At 69.0% G+C, this 17,884-nt stretch carries 13 protein-coding genes; 1 reads left to right on the plus strand and 12 read right to left on the minus strand.

From position 1 onward, the window contains the following. The 3 genes from FJ108_14540 to FJ108_14550 all read right to left on the minus strand — a co-directional run. On the minus strand, positions 1–2,139 hold a 2,139-nt coding region (locus FJ108_14540; protein MBM4337100.1), incomplete at its 3' end, for a hypothetical protein. Between the two features lie 62 nt (positions 2,140–2,201). Then, positions 2,202–5,381: a hypothetical protein gene (locus tag FJ108_14545; GenBank protein ID MBM4337101.1), complete on the minus strand. Its 3,180-nt coding sequence runs from the start codon at positions 5,379–5,381 to the stop codon at positions 2,202–2,204. 2 nt (positions 5,382–5,383) lie between these two features. After that, positions 5,384–6,856: a hypothetical protein gene (locus tag FJ108_14550; GenBank protein ID MBM4337102.1), complete on the minus strand. Its 1,473-nt coding sequence runs from the start codon at positions 6,854–6,856 to the stop codon at positions 5,384–5,386. A 256-nt stretch (positions 6,857–7,112) separates the two neighbouring features. Here FJ108_14550 and FJ108_14555 point away from each other — a divergent pair, with 256 nt between their 5' ends. Then, the gene (locus FJ108_14555; protein MBM4337103.1) at positions 7,113–8,414 is read left to right on the plus strand and encodes an AarF/ABC1/UbiB kinase family protein; all 1,302 of its coding nucleotides are present in this window, start codon (positions 7,113–7,115) and stop codon (positions 8,412–8,414) included. Here FJ108_14555 and FJ108_14560 read toward each other — a convergent pair. The 9 genes from FJ108_14560 to FJ108_14600 form a co-directional block, all read right to left on the minus strand. Further along, positions 8,404–9,078, minus strand: a complete 675-nt coding sequence (locus FJ108_14560) for a tetratricopeptide repeat protein (GenBank protein ID MBM4337104.1) — start codon at positions 9,076–9,078, stop codon at positions 8,404–8,406. The two genes, FJ108_14555 and FJ108_14560, sit on opposite strands and share 11 nt — an antisense overlap. Positions 9,079–9,113: 35 nt before the next feature. Continuing rightward, a complete protein-coding gene (gene dnaK, locus FJ108_14565; protein MBM4337105.1) occupies positions 9,114–10,691 on the minus strand; it encodes a molecular chaperone DnaK in 1,578 nt (525 codons plus the stop codon). 27 nt (positions 10,692–10,718) lie between these two features. After that, positions 10,719–11,732 carry a hypothetical protein gene (locus FJ108_14570; protein ID MBM4337106.1) on the minus strand — a complete coding sequence of 338 codons (1,014 nt, stop codon included), beginning with the start codon at positions 11,730–11,732 and terminating at the stop codon, positions 10,719–10,721. A gap of 124 nt (positions 11,733–11,856) precedes the next feature. Further along, entirely contained in the window at positions 11,857–12,798 is a 942-nt protein-coding gene (argF, locus tag FJ108_14575) for an ornithine carbamoyltransferase (GenBank protein ID MBM4337107.1), read from the minus strand. After that, entirely contained in the window at positions 12,785–13,654 is an 870-nt protein-coding gene (argB, locus tag FJ108_14580) for an acetylglutamate kinase (protein MBM4337108.1), read from the minus strand. Before argB ends, argF begins: the two co-directional genes overlap by 14 nt. A gap of 6 nt (positions 13,655–13,660) precedes the next feature. Beyond that, entirely contained in the window at positions 13,661–14,977 is a 1,317-nt protein-coding gene (gene hslU, locus FJ108_14585; protein ID MBM4337109.1) for an ATP-dependent protease ATPase subunit HslU, read from the minus strand. After that, complete coding sequence (gene hslV / locus FJ108_14590; GenBank protein ID MBM4337110.1) at positions 14,974–15,522, minus strand: ATP-dependent protease subunit HslV; 549 nt, start codon at positions 15,520–15,522, stop codon at positions 14,974–14,976. Before hslV ends, hslU begins: the two co-directional genes overlap by 4 nt. Continuing rightward, positions 15,519–16,466, minus strand: a complete 948-nt coding sequence (locus FJ108_14595) for a tyrosine recombinase XerC (GenBank protein ID MBM4337111.1) — start codon at positions 16,464–16,466, stop codon at positions 15,519–15,521. Before FJ108_14595 ends, hslV begins: the two co-directional genes overlap by 4 nt. After that, on the minus strand, positions 16,427–17,794 hold the full coding sequence (locus tag FJ108_14600; protein MBM4337112.1) for a methylenetetrahydrofolate--tRNA-(uracil(54)-C(5))-methyltransferase (FADH(2)-oxidizing) TrmFO: 1,368 nt from the start codon (positions 17,792–17,794) through the stop codon (positions 16,427–16,429). The genes FJ108_14595 and FJ108_14600 overlap by 40 nt, the downstream gene beginning before the upstream one ends. Between the last annotated feature and the right edge of the window lie 90 nt (positions 17,795–17,884).

Genomic DNA, 17,884 nt, shown 5'->3' on the forward strand with positions numbered 1-17,884 from the left:
AGAAGGCGCGAAGATGCCGTTGCCGATGTCGAGCGGGTTGTTGCGGTCCTGGTTGCGGTACAGCTCCGTCTTGCCCCAGACCTGGATCAGCTTGCCGACCCGGGTGTAGATCTGGCTGTCCGCCATCTCGAACTCGAGGTAGCCCTCGGCGAACTCGTGCTCGTCCTGGCTCGCGCCGTGGTTCCACTGCAGAGAATCCACGCTGTACTTCAGATCGAGATTCGAGACCAGGTTGTGGTACTGCTGATATTCGTGGCGCTGGCCCGGTGACTCGAAGACGATGCCGTTGTCGGCCGAGCGCGGTCGCGCCGGCAAGGTGTTGCTCGGCCCGCCGTCGGCGACGGAGCGGAAATCGGTCGTGTCGAGTGGCTCGACGATCGACTCGATCGGCCGGGCGTTCAGGTCGCCGAGCAGGCCGAGCACCTCGAACTGGACTCTCGCCTGGCGGGCGGCCGCCGACGTGGGTGACGAGGTGTTGACCTCGATGCAGTCCCCGTCGCCGTTCGTGCCGATGTTCAGGGTCGAGCTGGCCTTTGCGGCCGCTCCACAACCGAGCGCGAGCGCCTGCGCGCTCAGATCCTGCGAGCCCGAGAGGCACGTCCCCAAGACGCGGTTGTAGGTGCCGCCGGCGGCGGGGCAGCCGCGGCTGATCAGGTAGTCGGAGGAGTACACGCCATAGAGCTCGACCAGCTTGGTCGAATTGGGGTCGAGCGCGCTCTGCACCTCGCGCTGCGCGGTGAGGGAGTAGATCCTCCGGGCGGGGTCGGTTGCAGTGCCGCGGCCGAAGGTGGCGTCGAAGCGGTCCTGGTCGAGCGCGCCGGAACCCGCGATCGGGGCCGCGAGCACGTACCCGACGTCCTGGGCGCGGGTGTTGTTCGTGACGTAGGGCAGATCGTCGGCCGTGTCGCGCAGGCCGTCGGGACCGACGAAGAAGGGGTTGATCCGGTTGGCGGCGTTCGCCGCCGAGTAGACCGGCGAGCCGTCGGCGTCGCTCGCCCCCGGCAGGCCGCCGATGTTGGCGACCAGAGTCTCGCCGAGCGCCTGGTCGTAGTGGCCGATCGTGTTCAGCGCGCCCCCGCCCGCTAAGTACCCTTCCGGGCGGATCGGCGTGTCGATCGTCGCCAGGAACGGCCAGACCATGTTGCGAAGCCGGCTGGAGCCCCACTTCGCCGTGAGCAGCTCCGGCGCCATGCTGTCGGCCAGGAGCGCGAAGCGATTCTGGTCCGGCCGCGTGCCCAGGAGTCCAGGAATGTTGGCGTCGAAGGTCGTCTCCGGAGTGCCGAGAATCGCGTCCGCCTGTGCCGTGAGAGCGGCCGCGAGCGTCGGGTCGGTCGTCTCGCTGGCCTCCGCGAAAAGCGCGAGGCGCTGCGCTCGCTGGGAGTGCGACAGGACGCTGCCGTTGATCAGCAGCGCCTGAAGGCGAAAGTACTCGGCATCTCCGACCGTGGAACGCGCCGCGGCCGTCAGGCTCGGGCGCGTGAAGGGGTGGAACGCTCCCGCGCGAACCTCCCAGGTCTTGTTTCCCGTCTGGTTGTTCGGGTTGTCCAGCGGAGAGCGGTTGTTCAGGTTGCAGAAGACGGCCAGGGGAAACGGATTCGAGAACACCCCGGGCGGATTCTCACAGTCGCGGTAGCGCCGGCCCGGATTGATTTCCTCGCTCGCGGGAACCAGCGAGCCGGGGCGGTACCTCTGCTTGAGCAGGCCGGCGAAGTACGCCGGGTTGTTCTCTACGTCGTCGTCGAGCGAGAGCGGTTGTCGTACGGCCTTGCGCTGGTCGTCGCCGTACGAGTCGGCGCTGTTGAAGGTGCCGCAGGCGCGCGTGTAGATGCAGTCGTAGCTGATCAGGAAGCGCGAGAAGAGGAACATCGAGTCGAACGGCCCGAAGCCGTCGGGGAACGCGTTGAATTCGAGCTCGGTGCTGAGCACATGTCGCCAACTCGACCAGGTCGCGCCGTTCAGAGGCAGCTCCGAGCCGACGAACATGAGCCGCGACTCGTAGAAGCCGTGGATCGAGAACTTGCGCTCGCCCGGCAGCTCCCACTCGAACGCAGCAGCGGACGTGCGCGCGAGCCCGATCCCGATCAGCAGCGTGCCGAGGACCAGAGCGGCCACTTTTCCGGCGCCAAGCCTTCCCCTCATCGCATTCCCCTCATCTGCGCACAACACGAGACCGCGTGGCCTTCGGCCGCGACGGTCATGACCTACCCAACACCCCCGGCAGCGGCCTTCGGCTGCGAGCCACCCATGTCATGTTGCTCCGACGACACGGTGGGTGACGCCGAGAAGAACTTCGGCCGCACGATCGACACACAGGCCGGAACCAGAAAGACCGCGCCCAGCATGTTCATGCCCATCAAGATGCTCAGGAGCTGCGCCATCTCGGCCTGGAAGCGCAGGTTGCTGAACGACCAGACGACGATGCCGGCGATCAGCGTCGTCGCCGTGAACGAGACCGCCATGCCGGTGGTCCGGATCGCGCGGCGGATCGCCTCGTCGAGGTCGCCGCACCAGGTGTATTCCTGCTTGATCCGGTCGGTGACGTAGAGCGAGTAGTCCACGCCGATTCCGACGCCGACCGACTGGACCGGCAGAGTCTGGATCGTGAGCCCCGTCTCGCGCAGCGCCATGTAGGCGAGCGAGCCGATCGTCGCCACCGCGAGGCTGAACACCAGGATCAGCCCCGACGAGTTCGAGCGGTAGCTGATCGCCACGAACGCGTAGCAGATCAGGAAGATCAGCACGATGTTCGCGATGTGGCCGCGCTCGACCTCTTCGTTCACGGCCGCGTACACGCCCATGATTCCGCCGGCGAGCACGAACTCCGCGCCGCGCGTGTAGGTGTTGGTGCGCTGCGGGTTGAACGAGGTGTCCTTGAACTTCGTGTTCTGGGTCCAGAGCTCGTAGGGGCAGTAGTGGCGGCAGTACCGGATCGTCTGCGCCGTGATGTTCCCCTCGTCGGTCTTCCACTCCTCGTCGATGTAGTAGACGCTGCGGCTCGCGATGTGGTCGATGAGCTCGCCGACGGTCTCCGTGCGCTGCACCACCTCTTCCTTGGTGGCGTCGACGGTCTCGACCCGGTAGTCGAACTCGGTCGAAAGCTTGTCGCCGATCTTGCCCAGGCGCTGCGAGTCGAGTCCCAGATCCTTCCTCAGCCGCGAGGAGCGATCGATCTCGGGCAGCTTCTTCAGCGCGAGCGACTTGATCGCCGCGACGACGTTCTTCTCGACCTCGGCCGCGTCCACCGGCTCCGTCCAGCGGCCGACCTTCACGGCGTCCTTCGGCTGGTAGCCGGTGATCTTCTGGTCCTCGTTGATGTCGGCGACCTGCACGACCATCTCGCTGTGGCGCGGGAACAGGACCGGGCCGAACAAGTAGTACGCGGCCGAGAGCAGTCCCCCCTGGTCCTCGACCAGCCGCACGCTGATGCGCCCCATCGGGTTCTCGTCGATGAACTGCTTGGCGTAGTGGATCGCGCGCTCGATCGTCTTCCCTTTGTGGTCGCGGAAGAAGAACGTGATGTTCGCGTCCTCCGCGTCCTCGGTCAGGAACGGGCGCAGGAAGCCGGGAATGCTGCTCTTCTGCAGCTGGAAGATGATCCCGCCGACGGTCTGCGCCGAGTCGGGAACGAAGCCCCACTTCGGGTCGGCGTAGTGGTTCACCAGCCAGTACTGCTTGATGATGTCGACCAGCGAGATCGTCGCTCCCGGCTCGACGTACTTGCGCATCCAGCGCTGCATCGCCTCCATGCGCTGCAGCACCAGGCCGTCGGAGCTCGCGCTCTTGCCGTCGCCGTCGACGAAGATCGTCATCTGGTCGACACCGCCGAACGTCTCGCCGAGCTTCGCGGTCGCGACGTTGAACGGGTGATCGGGCCAGAAGATCGGCACGCCCGGCCGGCTCTCGCCGATCGTGGTGTGGAACAGCACGTAGTAGGTCGCGATTCCGAGCATCAGCGCGACGCTGCCCGCCAGCACGAACTTGCTCCGCGCCCCGGTGGCCACGTTCCCGGCGAAGTTCAGGAACGCCTGCATCCAGCGCGGCGTGAAGTGCACGTAGGCGTGCGGCGGCGGCAGGTACGCGATCATGATCGGGTGCAGCAGGATCACGTTGAAGATGATCGCGACCACCCAGAACGAGCCGAAGATCGACAGGTCTCGCATGGTCTGGATCGTGGTCAGGAAGCAGACCGCGAGCCCCGCCGCGTCGGTGATGATCCCGAGCATTCCGGGCAGCATCAGCTTGGCCATCGCGGTGGTGGCCGTCTCGATCTTGGCCTCGTCCGCCTCCTGCGGCGTCATCTTGCGCCCGAGCTTGCGCTCCAGCGCCTCGCACTCCATCTCGTAGTCCTCGAAGAAGCGCTCGGCCATCTGGATCGTGTGCGAGATCGAGCGGGCCGTGATCAGCAGCGGGATCACGAGGATCAGCGGGTCGAGCGTGATGCCCAGCCAGGCGCAGAAGCCCATGCCCCAGATCGAGGTCGCCAGACCCGCGACCATCGGGATCGCCACGCCGTGCAGGCGTCGGAAGTACGCCAGCAGCAGGAAGAACAGCAGGACGATCGTGAGCAGCAGGTAGTAGCCCATCTCGAACGCCTGCGTGATCACGTAGCCGGTGGCCATCGGCGCGCCCGAGATGTAGATCTCCGCGGTGCCGTCCGCCTCTTCCTCCGCCTTCAGGTTCTCCAGGTAGTTGAAGAGCTTCAGGTAGGCTTCGCTGTTGTCGAGCCGGTGGGTGATGAAGCCCGCCGAGACCAGGCAGGCGCGGTGGTCGCGCGAGACGAGCTGCCCGTAGATCATTCCCGGGTTCTCGAGCACGGTCTCCTTCAGCTTCTGGAGGTCCTCGTCCTCTTCGGGGATCTCCTCGAGCAGCGGCACGGCCTCGATCGCACCGTCGGGCTCGATGTGGATCACGCGCGTGTTGATGTGCGAGAGGCTTCGCACCTGGTAGTGGTTGACGTTGGGCGCCTGGTCGAGCTTGTCCGTGATCCGCGAGACCTTCTCGAGGAAGTCGTAGTCGTAGATCTGGCCTTCCTTCTTGATCACCGCGATCGCGATGAACGAGGCCGATCCGAACTTGCCAGAGAACTTGTCCTGCGCGTGGATGTACGGGTGCTCGGGATAGGTCTTGCGCACGTTCGCGTCGACGCGGAACCGCGCCTTCACGCCGAGCAGGAGCTCGCCCTCGCCGGTCTCGCTGCGTGCCGCGGTGTAGTTGTAGTAGGCGGCGTTCACCAGCGGAAACGCGAAGAAGACCGCGATGCTGAGCAGCGTCATCAGCGTCGCGAAGCGGTACTTCATGATGAAGCGGCCAAAGCGCATCGAGAACGCGCTCTCGGGCAGGTTCTCCTCGACGGGACCGCGATCGGGCTTCTGATCCGACATTCTCACTCCCCCGCGCCGGTGGCCGGAATCTGCTCCGGCTGCGGCAGGATCTCGAACCAGCTGAGTCCAGCGTCGGTCGAGCGCAGCACGTTCCCGGCTGCGCCGACCATCCAGCACACGCTCGGCGTTCCGCAGATCACGTCGCGGAAGTATCCGTGCTTGTCGGCCGGGAAGCGGCCCTTGCCGTCCTCGTCGCCCAGGCGGCTGAAAGTCGCGCCGCCGTCGTCGCTGATCCGGCGCACGCCCTTCTCACCGACCACGACCAGGTTGGATTCCGCGAACACGCCCGAGAACAGCGCCTGCTTCGAACCGCTCGGCAGGTAGTTCCAGGTCCGCCCGCCGTCGCTGGAGCGGAGCAGCACGCCGCCCAGGCCCGCGATCAGGCCATTGTCCGCGTCCTTGAACTTCACGTCGAAGAGGAACGGCGTCTCGATCACCTGGATCCGCAGCGCGGGAACCGGCGAGAGCTTGTGCTCCGCGAACGCCTTCATGTCGACGCCTTCCTGATCGAGCGGCGTCGCGTTCTTGATCTTGATGCGATCCTGGTTGATGCCCTCGTTCTCCAGGAACTTCTGGATCTCGTCGGCGCGCTCGTCGGCCAGGAACGTGTCGCCGCGCGCGCGCAGCTCCTGGGCCGTGATCAGCCCCTCGAGCTCGATGCGCAGGTACGGCTTCTGCTCCAGCACCTTCGTCGCCGCGAAGATCTGCTCCCAGCGCTCCTTCGGCACCTTCTTCTCGCCCTGCGGGAAGACGATCTCGTCGAAGCTGACCGTGCCGACGATCTGCCCGCGCGCCCAGGTCTCGCCGCCGTCCTCGGTGCGGTAGATGTGGCCGTACTCGCCGGCCATCCAGCCGAGCTTCTGGTCCACGAAGAAGACGTCGTTCAGGAAGACGTCGTCGTAGAGCTTCTCGCCGCGCTCGAACGCATCGAGCTCGTCGTCGGAGAGGTACTTGAAGCTCGGGTGATCCTCGGTGAGCAGGAAGGAGCGGTCCTGCCAGGTCTTGCCGGCGTCGGCCGTGAAGTAGCGACCGCCCCAGTCCCCGACCGCCCAGGCCGTGTTCGCGTCGATCGCCGTGATCGCGAACAGGTGCTGCGCCGGCTTGCGCGGGATGCTCTGCGGCTCCCAGGTGTCACCGCCGTCGGTGGTGTGGATCACGAATCCGCGCCGGCCCACGGCCCAGCCGTTCTTCTCGTCGGCGAAGTCGATGTCGTAGATCGACTGGTCGGTCAGGCTGTCGAGCTTTCGCCAGCTCTTTCCGCCGTCGGTGGTGCGGTAGATCGCGCCGAAGTAGCCGCCCGCCCACATGTGCTCGGTGCCGATCGCGGTGACGGCGTAGAGATCGTCCGGCAGGTCGATCGCCCCCTCCGCGTACTTCTCCTCGTAGGACTCCTCCACGCAGCCGCTGGAGAGCAACGCGAACAGTCCGAGGCAGCCGACGGCGCACAATCTTCGCGCGATGAACAACCTGCTCAATGCCCCTCCCCGTCGAACCCCGCGGCGCTTCGCGCCGCGGCCAGAAGCGAAATCGATCCGGCCCTACCGGCGCACAGGTCGCAGAAGCCCCCCTAGGGAGAAGTCTTTCGATCGCGATGACCGGTGGCCGTTTCTATTACGTGGGCTAACTTGGTGTCAAGCTTACGAGCCGATCCGACACAGGAATGTGCAGCTCTCGCGCAAGTTTCCGGGCTACGAGAGGACGCAATGATGCGTCGCGTCTAGACTCCGCCGCATGACGGCATACGCGAGCTCGGAGCGGCGGCGCCGTTTTCCGCTCGCGAGCCTCGCGGGCGCCGCGCTGCGCGCGGCAGCGAGCAACGTCGGGCCGCTGGCGGGCCGCCGGACGCGCGCGGAGCGCGAAGCGGAGGCCGGGCGCAGGATCGCCGCGGAGCTCGGCTCGCTTCGCGGGGTCTACACGAAGCTGGGCCAGCAGCTGGCGATCCGCGCGGACGCACTTTCGGACGAGTTTCGCGCGCCCTTCGGCGCGCTCGCCGACTCCGCGCCGCCGGTTCCCTTCGAGCAGATCCGCGCGGAGCTCGCGCGCGCGCTCGGGACGGCGGAGCGCTTCGCGTGGATCGATCCCCGGCCGCTCGGCACGGCCTCGATCGCGCAGGTGCACCGCGCGCGCCTGCGCGGCGGGGAGCAGGTCGCGGTCAAGGTGCGCCACGCCGAGCTCACGCCCGAGCGGGTCGAGCGCGATCTGCGCGGCCTGCGGCGAGTCGCCTGGCTGCTCGGTCCATGGCTCGGCCGCGGCGACGCCGGCGAGCTCGTCGACGAGCTCTCCGAAGCGTTGCTGAACGAGATCGACTTCGAGCGCGAAGGGCAGGCCGCCGAATCGATCGCGCGCGATCTCGCCGACGATTCCCGGGTGTTGGTGCCGCGCGTGCACTGGGAGGCGACCACGCGAAGCGTGCTCACGCTCGACTACGTCGCGAGGCTGCGGATCGACGATCGCCCTGCCCTCGAGGCGCGCGGCGTCGCGGCCGAGGCGGTGCTCGCGATCGTCGCGGACGCCTACGGCCGGCAGATCTTCGGCCACGGGCTATTCCACGCCGACCCCCACGCCGGAAACCTCTACGTGGTCGACGAGCCCGGCCCCGAGCCGCGCGTCCTGTTCATCGATTTCGGCCTGGCGCAGCGCCTCTCGCCGCAGCTTCGCGAAGAGCTGCGCCTGGGCATGAAAGCGCTGCTCGCCCGAGACGTCGACGCGCTGCTCGCCGGACTCGGGCGCTCGAACGCGCTCCTGCCGGGCCGCGAGGCCGAGGCGCGCGCGGCCCTCGCCGCCGCGCTGGACGCCGGAGCCGCCCGAGCGCTGGGCGCGAACGCCGCGGGCATCCAGGCGCTCACGGGGCTCGGCAAGCGGCTGCTGCGCGAGAGCCGCGCCTTCCGTGTGCCGAGAGAGCTGCTGCTCTGGGCGCGCACGCTCGCGCACGTCTACGCGCTGTTCGGAAGGATCGCGCCGGACACGGATCCGATGCGGCGCCTGCTGCCGCATCTGCTGCGCTTCGTCAGCGAGCCCGCGGCTACTCGATGATCTGATCGCGGATCAGCTTGGCGATGATCTCGAGCGTGCGGACGCGGTCCGAGGTCGAAAGGCTGATCAGATCTGCGATCGAGAGCCGGCCGTCGACCTGCGCGAGCATGAAGCCTTCGTCCGGCTTGAGCTTCAATTTCATGATCTCGGCGGTGCTGATGCGCCGGCGCAGCACCCGCCCCTGGTCCCCGATCTCCTTGGCCCAGGTCTGCGCGCGCTCGTTGCGGACGAGCTGCAGGTAGCCCTGTACGTCGAGCCGGGACGGCTGCGACTTCGCGACGTCGTTCAGCTCGCGCCAGGCGTCGTCGAAGCGGCCCTCCTTGTACGACTGCAGGGCGAGCTGCAGCTGCGTGTCGGGGTCGTCTTCGGCGTCGAACTCGATGATCGGACCGCTTTTCGGCGTGTCGTCGTCGTCGGTGACGATCCGCCCGGTCGGGGCCGGCTGCGCGGGCCGACCCGCCGCGGGGCCGGTGGCGCGCGGGCCCGCCGTGACGGGAGCCGGCGGCTTGCGCGCGCCGCCGTTCTCTTCGTACGCGGTCTCGAGGTAGTCGTGCACCGCCTGGTTCTCGGGGTCGAGCGCGCGAGCCTGCTCCCAGCACGAGATCGCGCCGTCGAGATCGCCCAACCCGTAGTGGTTGAGCCCTCGCTTCAGCAGGCGCGTCACTTCATCGTGTCGTGAGTTGCTCAAAGCTTCCCGTCCTAGCCCCGAACCGCGACCTCGTCGCTCTGACCGTACTGTCGCGCCAGCCGCTCGATCTCGTCTGGCGAGAGCGTGCCGCGCGGGTTGACCTGGATCGACTGCGCGCGCCCCGTCGCCAGATCGCGGGCCGAGACCGAGACGATGCCGTTCGCGTCGATGTCGAAGGTGACCTCGATCTCGGGCGCGCCCTTCGGGCCGACGGGAATTCCCGCCAGCACGAACTCGCCGAGTAGATCGTTCTCGTCGGCGAGGTCGCTCTCGCCCTGCAGCACGCGGATCTTCACGGCGGTCTGGTTGTCGCGCGTGGTCGTGAAGGTCTCCTGGCGCGAGGTCGGCACCGTTTTGTTGCGGTCGATCAGGCGTGCGAAGTGCCCGCCGAAGGTCGCGATGCCCAGCGAGAGCGGCGTCACGTCGACCAGCAGCGGACCCTCCTTCTCCTCGGTGAGCATCGCGGCCTGGATCGCCGCGCCCACCGCCACGACCTCGTCGGGGTTCACGCCCTTGTGGGGCGTCTTTCCGAAGAGCTGCGCGACGAAGCGCTGCACCAGCGGCATTCGCGTCTGCCCGCCCACCAGCAGGACCTGATCGATCTGCGCGGGCGTGACCTTCGCGTCCTCGAGCGCGCGCTGCACGATGCCGCGCGTGCGCTCGACGAGCTCGCCGGTGAGCTCCTCGAGCTTCTCGCGCGTGAGCACGACGCTCATGTGCAGCGCGTTCTCCTCGGCGTCCGCCGCGATGAACGGCAGGTTGATCTCGCTCGAGGTCACCTGCGACAGATCGCACTTCGCCTTCTCCGCCGCGTCCTTCAGCCGCTGCAGCGCCATCGTGTCGCTGCCCAGATCGACCCCCTCCTTGTCGCGGAAAGAGGCGAGCAGGTGGCGGACGACGATCCGGTCGAAGTCCTCGCCGCCGAGCTGCGTGTCGCCGCTCGTCGCCAGAACCTCGATCACGCCCTTTCCCATCTGCAGGATCGAGATGTCGAAGGTGCCGCCGCCGAGGTCGTAGACGGCGACCGTCTCGGTCTTGTCGCGGCCGAACCCGTAGGCGAGCGCGGCGGCGGTCGGCTCGTTGATGATGCGCAGCAGCTCGAGGCCCGCGATCCGGCCGGCGTCGCGTGTGGTCTGTCGCTGGGCGTCGTTGAAGTACGCGGGCACCGTGATGACCGCCTGCTGCACCGTATCGCCGAGGTACTCCTCGGCGACGCGCTTCATCTCGCGCAGCACGATGCCGGAGATCTCGGGGATCGTGTACACGCGGCCGGCGACGCGCACGCGCACGTCGTTGTTCGGGCCCTCGGTGAGCTCGTACGGAAGGAGCTGCCTGAAGCTCGCGACTTCCGGCGAGTCGTACGAGCGCCCGATCAGCCGCTTCGCCGCGTACACGGTGTTCCTGGCGTTGGTGACCGCCTGTCGCTTCGCGAGGTGGCCGACCAGGCGCTTGTCCTCCTCGGTCACGGCGAAGATCGATGGCGTGGTCTTGTAGCCGCCGGTATTCGGGATCACCACCGGCTGGCCCTCTTCGAGGATGGCCACGCACGAGTTCGTCGTACCCAGGTCGATTCCGATCACTCGACTCATCGTCTTTTCCTCACGACTCGCAACGCTTCATAGTGTCTGCAACGCCACGCGGATCTCTTTGTCCAATGGATCGAGCTCCCAGGCCCGCTGCAGGTGCTTGCGCGCCTTCTGCGGCTCGCCGATGCGGCGGTAGATCGTCCCCAGCGATTTCCGGAAGCGCACGTTGTCCTCGTCGAGCGAGGCGGCGCGCTCGCCGTAGAGCGCCGCCTTCGCGAGGTCGCTGCCGAGATCGGCCAGGAGGTTCGAGAGCCGGTGCGCGAGCTCCGCGTCCGTCGGGCAGAGCTGCGAGGCCTCCTCGAGCAGCTCTGCGGCGCCGACGCGATCTCCGTGCAGCAGCAGCTCCGCCTTGCGCCGCACGTCCGCCGCGCGCTCGGCATTCGCGCGCGGGAGCAGGTCGGCCAGCTCGTCGTGGTACTGCTTCTCGCGCGGGTCGAAGGCGAGCGCCAGCTCGACGAGCTGCGCGGCGCGCGCCCAGTCGCCGGCCGTCTTTTGCTGCAGCGCCGCGTCGAAGTGCTTGCGCGCGCGCGCGCGGCTCTGCTCGAGCGCTTTCTCGAGCGAGCCGAGCACGAGCCCCGGCGACTGCAGGCCGAGGCGATTGCGCAGCGACGAGCCGCGGCCGGCGGGCGACGGCGGAGCCCGGCGCGGCGCGACCTGCGCCTGCGCGGCCGTCGGCTTGGGCTTCGCGGCGGTCTTGGCCTCGGGCAGCGACTTCTGGTAGCTGGAGCGGAGCTTCGGATCCCGGAGCACGTCGTGCGCAGCGACGATGCGCTTGTAGATCTCGGTCAGCAGCGCTCCGTACGCGCCGAGCTGCTTGGTGAAGTAGCGGTCCGGGTGGAAGCGCTTGGAGCGCTCGAAGAACGCGTCGCGGATCTCGTCGCCCGAGGCGTCGCGCGCGACGCCGAGCAGCTGGAAGTAGTCGAGCTCGGGAAGCGTTCGCGCGAGCTCCCGGATCTCCGCCTGGAACGCGTCCGGCAGATCGACGCGCACGTTCGTCCGCGCTGCCTCGAGCGAGGCCGCATCACGATCGTGGCTCGAGCTCATCCTGCCTCCACTCCGATGCGCAATTCCGCATCGAAGCTATCGGGGAGGCTCGAACCGAAGTTGAGAGCGCCGGTCACCAAACGCCGCGATTGGCGGCGCTGTCGCAGCCCCTCGACGCGGGCGGCTAGGCGCCCGCGATCAGCCGCTCCAGGATCGCCTTCTGGGCGTGCAGGCGATTCTCGGCCTGGTCGAAGACGATCGCGCGTTCCGACTCGAAGACCTCGGCGGTGATCTCCTCGCCGCGGTGCGCCGGAAGGCAGTGCAGGAGCTTGGCGTGCGCGGGCGCGGCCGCGAGCAGCTCCGCGTTGATCTGGAACGGGCGGAAGACCTTCCGCCGCTCCTCCGCCTCGGCCTCCTGCCCCATGCTGGCCCAGACGTCCGTGTAGACGAAGCCCGCTCCCTTTACCGCCGACAGCGGCTCGTCGACCAGGCGGATCTGTCCGCCGTTGTGCGCGGCCAGCCGGCTCGCGCTCGCCAGGATTCCCGCGTCGGGCCCGTAGCCCTTCGGCGTGCAGACGACCATGCGCATGCCCAGGCACCCGGCCAGGTTCAGGAGCGAATGACACATGTTGTTTCCGTCGCCGACGTAGCAGAGCTCGTCGCGGCGCAGGTCGCCGTGCTCCAGGATCGTGAGCGCGTCGGCCATCGCCTGGCAGGGGTGCAGCAGATCCGTGAGCGCGTTCACCACCGGAACGCTCGCGTGCTTCGCGAGCGTCGCGATCACCTCGTGGCCGTAGGTGCGCGCGACGATCGCATGGCACCAGCGCGAGAGGTTGCGCGCGACGTCCTCGGGCGGCTCGCGCTCTCCGATCTGGACCTGCCCGGGCGGCAGATAGACCGGGTACCCGCCGAGCTCGACGACCCCGACCTCGAAGGTCACGAACGTGCGCAGACTCGGCTTGGCGAAGTAGAGCAGCACCGAGCAGCCGCGCAGCGGATCCACCGGCACCCGGCGCCGGCGCAGGTCCTTCAGCTCCGCCGCGCGCGCGAGCATGCGTTCGATCTCCTCGCGCGGCCAGTCCGCGATCGAGAGGAAATCCTTGGGCGCCTTCTCAGCGGGCGGCATCTCGAACCAGCTTCGTGCCGACGCCGACGTCGGTGAAGATCTCGAGCAGCAGCGCATGCGGCACGCGTCCGTCGATCACGTGCGCGGCGGTCACGCCGTGCTCGAGCGCGTGCACCGCGCACTCGAGCTTCGGGATCATTCCGCCCTTCACGGTGCCGTCGGCGATCGCCGCGCGGACCTGCGTCTCGCTCATCTGCGCGATCAGCGTCTTCGCCTCGTCCAGCACGCCGACGACGTCCGTGAGCAGGATCAGCTTCTCGGCCGAGAGCGCCTCCGCGATCGCGCCGGCCGCCGTGTCCGCGTTCACGTTGTACGTCGCGCCTGCGGCGTCGACGCCCACCGGCGCGATCACCGGGATGAACCCGTCCTTGGTGAGCGTGCGGATAGCCGAGACGTCGACGCTCTCCGGAGTCCCGACGCGGCCGAGGTCGCGCCCGCCCGGGCCGAGCAGCGTGCGCACGCGCAGGAAGCCGCCCGCGTCCTTGCCGGTGAGCCCGATCGCCTGGCCGCCGGCCTCGCCGATCAGCGAGACGATCTCGGCGTTGATCTGACCGCCGAGCACCATCTCGACCACCTCCATGGTCTCGTCGTCCGTGACGCGCACTCCGTCGACGAACTCGGACTGCTTTCCGAGTCGCGCGAGCATGCGTCCGATCTGCGGGCCGCCGCCGTGGACGATCACCGGCCGCAGCCCGATGAACCGGAGAAGTGTCACGTCCTTGGCGAACGACGCCTTGAGCGCGTCGTTCTCCATCGCGGCGCCGCCGTACTTGACGACCACGGTCTTGTCGCCGAACGCACGGATGTACGGCAGCACCTCGACCAGGATCTTCGCCTTGCGGATCAGCTCTTCCATCTGCGCCTACAGGATGAACCGGGACAGCTCCCGGTCGCCCGCGATGTCGGCGAGGTGGTCGCGAACGCGCGCGGCGTCGAAGCTGACCGGGGCTCCGGCCGAATCGGGCGCCTCGAAGAGCGTCTCGTCCAGCAATCGCTCGAGAACCGTGTGGAGCCTGCGCGCACCGATGTTCTCGGTCGACTGGTTCACCAGCGCCGCGATCCGCGCGATCTCGCGAATCGCGTCCGGCTTGAACGAGAGCTCGACGCCCTCGGTCGCGAGCAACGCCCGGTACTGCTTCACGAGCGCATTGTGCGGCTCCTCGAGGATCCGCACAAACGCCGCCTCGTCCAGGCTCTCGAGCTCCACCCGGATCGGAAAGCGGCCCTGCAGCTCGGGAATCAGATCGGACGGGCGCGAGGTGTGGAAGGCGCCGGCGGCGATGAACAGCACGTGGTCGGTGCGCACGGTTCCGTGCTTGGTCGCGACGCTGGTGCCCTCGACGATCGGCAGCAGATCCCGCTGCACGCCCTCGCGCGAGACGTCCGGACCTCCGTGCCCCTCGCGCCGGGCGATCTTGTCGATCTCGTCGATGAAGACGATCCCGCTCTGCTCGACGCGGTGCACGGCCTTCTCGCGGATCGCTTCGCTGTCGAGCATTCGCCCGGCCTCGTCGTCGCGGAGCAGCTCGCGCGCCTGCGCGACCTTCACGCGCCGGGGCCGCGTCTTCTTCGGCAGCAGGCCGCCCATCATGTCCTTCAGCGCGACGCCCAGATCCCCCGCGCCCGGCGGCGCGAACAGGTCGATCCCCGGCCCGGCGCGGTCGGGCAGATCGATCTCGACCTCGCGCTCCTCGAGCTCGCCCGCGCGCAGCAGCTCGCGCATCCGCTCGCGCGTGGTGTCGAGACCGGTGATCGCGCCGGGCTTGCGCGGAAACAGCGCGTCGAGCAGGCGCTCCTCGGCGATCCGCTCGGCGGACGCGCGAACCTTCTCCAGCTCCTCTTCGCGCACGAGCGCGAGCCCGACCTCGACCAGATCGCGCACGATCGACTCGACGTCCCGGCCCACGTAGCCGACCTCGGTGAACTTCGAGGCCTCGACCTTGCAGAACGGCGCTGCCGCGAGCTTCGCGAGCCGCCGCGCGATCTCGGTCTTGCCGACGCCGGTCGGGCCGATCATCAGGATGTTCTTGGGCTGGATCTCGTCGCGCAGCTCCCCTTCGACCTGCTGCCGGCGCCAGCGATTGCGCAGCGCGATCGCGACGGCGCGCTTCGCCGCGTTCTGGCCGACGATGAAGCGATCGAGCTCGGACACCACCTCGCGCGGCGTGAACGTCTTCACGAGCCGAGTTCCTCGACCGTGATCTGGTCGTTGGTGTACAGGCAGATCTCCGCGGCGATGCGCAGCGCGCGCTCGGCGATCTCGCGCGCGGAGAGCTCCGTCGCGTCGACGAGCGCCCGGGCCGCCGCGAGCGCGTACGGGCCGCCGGAGCCGATCGCGGTCACGCTGCCGTCCGGCTCGATCACGTCGCCGTTTCCCGAGATCACCAGCAGATCCTGAGCGTCGGCGACGATCAGCAGCGCCTCGAGCCGGCGCATCATCCGATCGGTGCGCCAGTCCTTGGCGAGCTCGACGGCGGCGCGGCGCAGGATCCCGCCCCGCTCCTCGAGCTTCGCCTCGAAGCGCTCCGCCAGCGCGAACGCGTCGGCGGTGGACCCCGCGAAGCCGGCGAGCACGCTGCCGCCGCGCAGGCGCTGGATCTTGCGCGCGTTGCGCTTCATCACCGTGCTGCCCATCGTCACCTGACCATCGCCGGCGAGCACGACGCGCCCGGCTCGGCGCACCGCGACGACCGTGGTTCCGTGGAATTCGATCGCTTTCGTCATGGGCTCCCGGTTCCCTTCGCGCGAGGGTGCGCCTGCCGGTAGACCCGCGCCAGCCGCTCCGCCGAGACGTGGGTATAGCGCTGCGTCGTGGAGAGCCGCTCGTGCCCGAGCAGCTCCTGGATCGCGCGCAGGTCGACCTCGGCGTCGAGCAGGTGCGTCGCGTAGGAGTGCCGCAGCGTGTGGGGGCTCGCCGGCCGCGCGATTCCGGCCAGCAGCATCCTGCGGCGCAGGATCACGCGCACGCCGCGCTCGGAGAGCGCGAGCCCGCGCGCGTTCGTGAACAGGGGCTTCGCGAGCAGGCCCTGCGGCTCGCGGAGCGCGAGCCAGGCCGTGAGCGCCTCTCGCGCCTTTGCGGGCACCGGAACGATCCGCTCCTTGTGGCCCTTGCCGAGCACGCGCAGCTCGTGGCGGTCGGCGTGCCAGTCGCGAACGCGCAGTCGCGCGAGCTCACCGACGCGCAGACCGGTCCCGTAGAGCAGCTCGAATAGCGCGCGGTCGCGGACCGCGAGCTTCGGCGCGCGACCGCGCTCCTCGACCTCGACCAGGGTCTCGCAGTCCTCGGCCGAGAGCGGCGCCGGCAGCCGGCGCTCCGCCTTCGGTCCGGGCAGGCCCTCGGTCGGATCGGCCGCACGCGCGCCGCTGCGCACGCGGAAGCGGAAGAACGAGCGGAGCGCCGCGAGCCGGCGGTTTCGCGTCGAGGGCTTGTGCGCGCGGTGGAAGCTCGCCAGGTAGGAGCGGACCGAGAGCGCGTCGATCTGGTCGAGCCCGCCGCAGCGCTGGCACTCGGGGCGCTCGGCCAGGCGCTCGGCCTCGGAGAGGTACGCGCGGAGCGTGTGCTTGGAGAGCCCGCGCTCCGCTCCGAGGTAGCGGCCGAAGGCGGCGAGCGCGCTCGCGTCGTCGCTCGTCACGGTGCCTCGCGCACGGCGCCGACCTCGACCGTCCACGGCTCGAGCGCCTCCAGCGCGCGCGCGGCGATGCGGCCGTTGCGCTCGCGACGCGGTGCGCGCGCGGCCGAGCCCTCGAGCGGCGGGAACAGGCCGAAGTTCACGTTCATCGGCTGGAAGTGGCGCGGATCGGCCTCGCGCAGGTGTCGGAGCAGCGCGCCGAGCGCCGTCGTCGCGGGCGGGAGCGGCGCGACGCCGCGGCGCGCCTTCGCGGCGACGAAGATCCCCGCGAGCAAGCCGAGCGCCGCCGACTCGACGTAGCCCTCGACGCCGGCCATCTGGCCGGCGAAGTGGAGCCCGGGTCGGCTCCGGTGCTCGAGCCGCTCGTCGAGAAGCTCGGGCGCACGGATGAAGGTGTTGCGGTGCACCGAGCCGAAGCGCGCGAACACGGCGTTGTCCATTCCCGGCAGCCCGCGAAAGATCCGCTTCTGCTCGGCCTGCTTCATCTTGGTCTGGAAGCCCACCAGGTTGTAGAGCGTGCCGGCCTTGTCCTCCTGGCGGAGCTGAACGACCGCGAACGGTGTAGGGCCGCCGCGCCGATCCTCGAGCCCGACCGGCTTCATCGGGCCGAACGCGAGCGTGAGCGGCCCGCGCTCCGCCATCACCTCGATCGGCAGGCAGCCCTCGAAGTACTGCGGCTTCTCGAACTCGTGCAGCGGCGTCTTCTCGGCCGCGAGCAGCTCGGCGACGAACGCGTGGTACTGCTCGCGCGAGAGGGGAATGTTCAGGTAGTCGCCGCCGCCGTCGGAGGCGTCGCGCCAGCGCGAGGCGCGGAAGATCACGTCCAGGTCGAGGCTGTCGGCGTGGACCACCGGCGCGATCGAGTCGTAGAAGTAGAGCGAATCGCCGCAGAGCTTCTGAACTTCTGCCGCGAGCGCGTCGCTGGTGAGCGGGCCGGTCGCGAGGATCGAGAGGCCCTCGGGAAGCTCGGCTACCTCGCGGCGCACGAGCTCGATCGCCGGCTCCGCCTCGATCCGCTCGGTCATCCATGCCGAGAACGCGCCGCGATCCACCGCCAGCGCCGAGCCCGCGGGAACGCGCGTGGCGTCGGCGGCCGCTAGCACGAGCGACCCGGCGCGGCGCAGCTCCTCGTGCAGCAGGCCGACGGCGTTCTCGCGCGCATCCGAGCGCAGGCTGTTCGAGCAGACCAGCTCCGCGAGCGCATCGCTCGAGTGCGCGGGCGAGCGGCGCGCCGGCCGCATCTCGAACAGGCGCACGCGCACGCCCCTGCGCGCGAGCTGCCAGGCGGCCTCGCAGCCCGCGAGTCCCGCCCCGACCACCGATACGGCTTCCGGCACCACGCGCGGAACATAGCCCGCGCGCCTCAGGCGGGCCGCGCTCGGGCGAGCCGGACGCCGGAGCGCAGCAGCAGCCCGGCGAGCTCGAGATCGAGCAGGATCCGCGAGATCTCCGCAAAA

The organism is Deltaproteobacteria bacterium (assembly GCA_016875225.1).
In the GTDB taxonomy this organism is placed as follows: Bacteria; Myxococcota_A; UBA9160; order SZUA-336; family SZUA-336; genus VGRW01.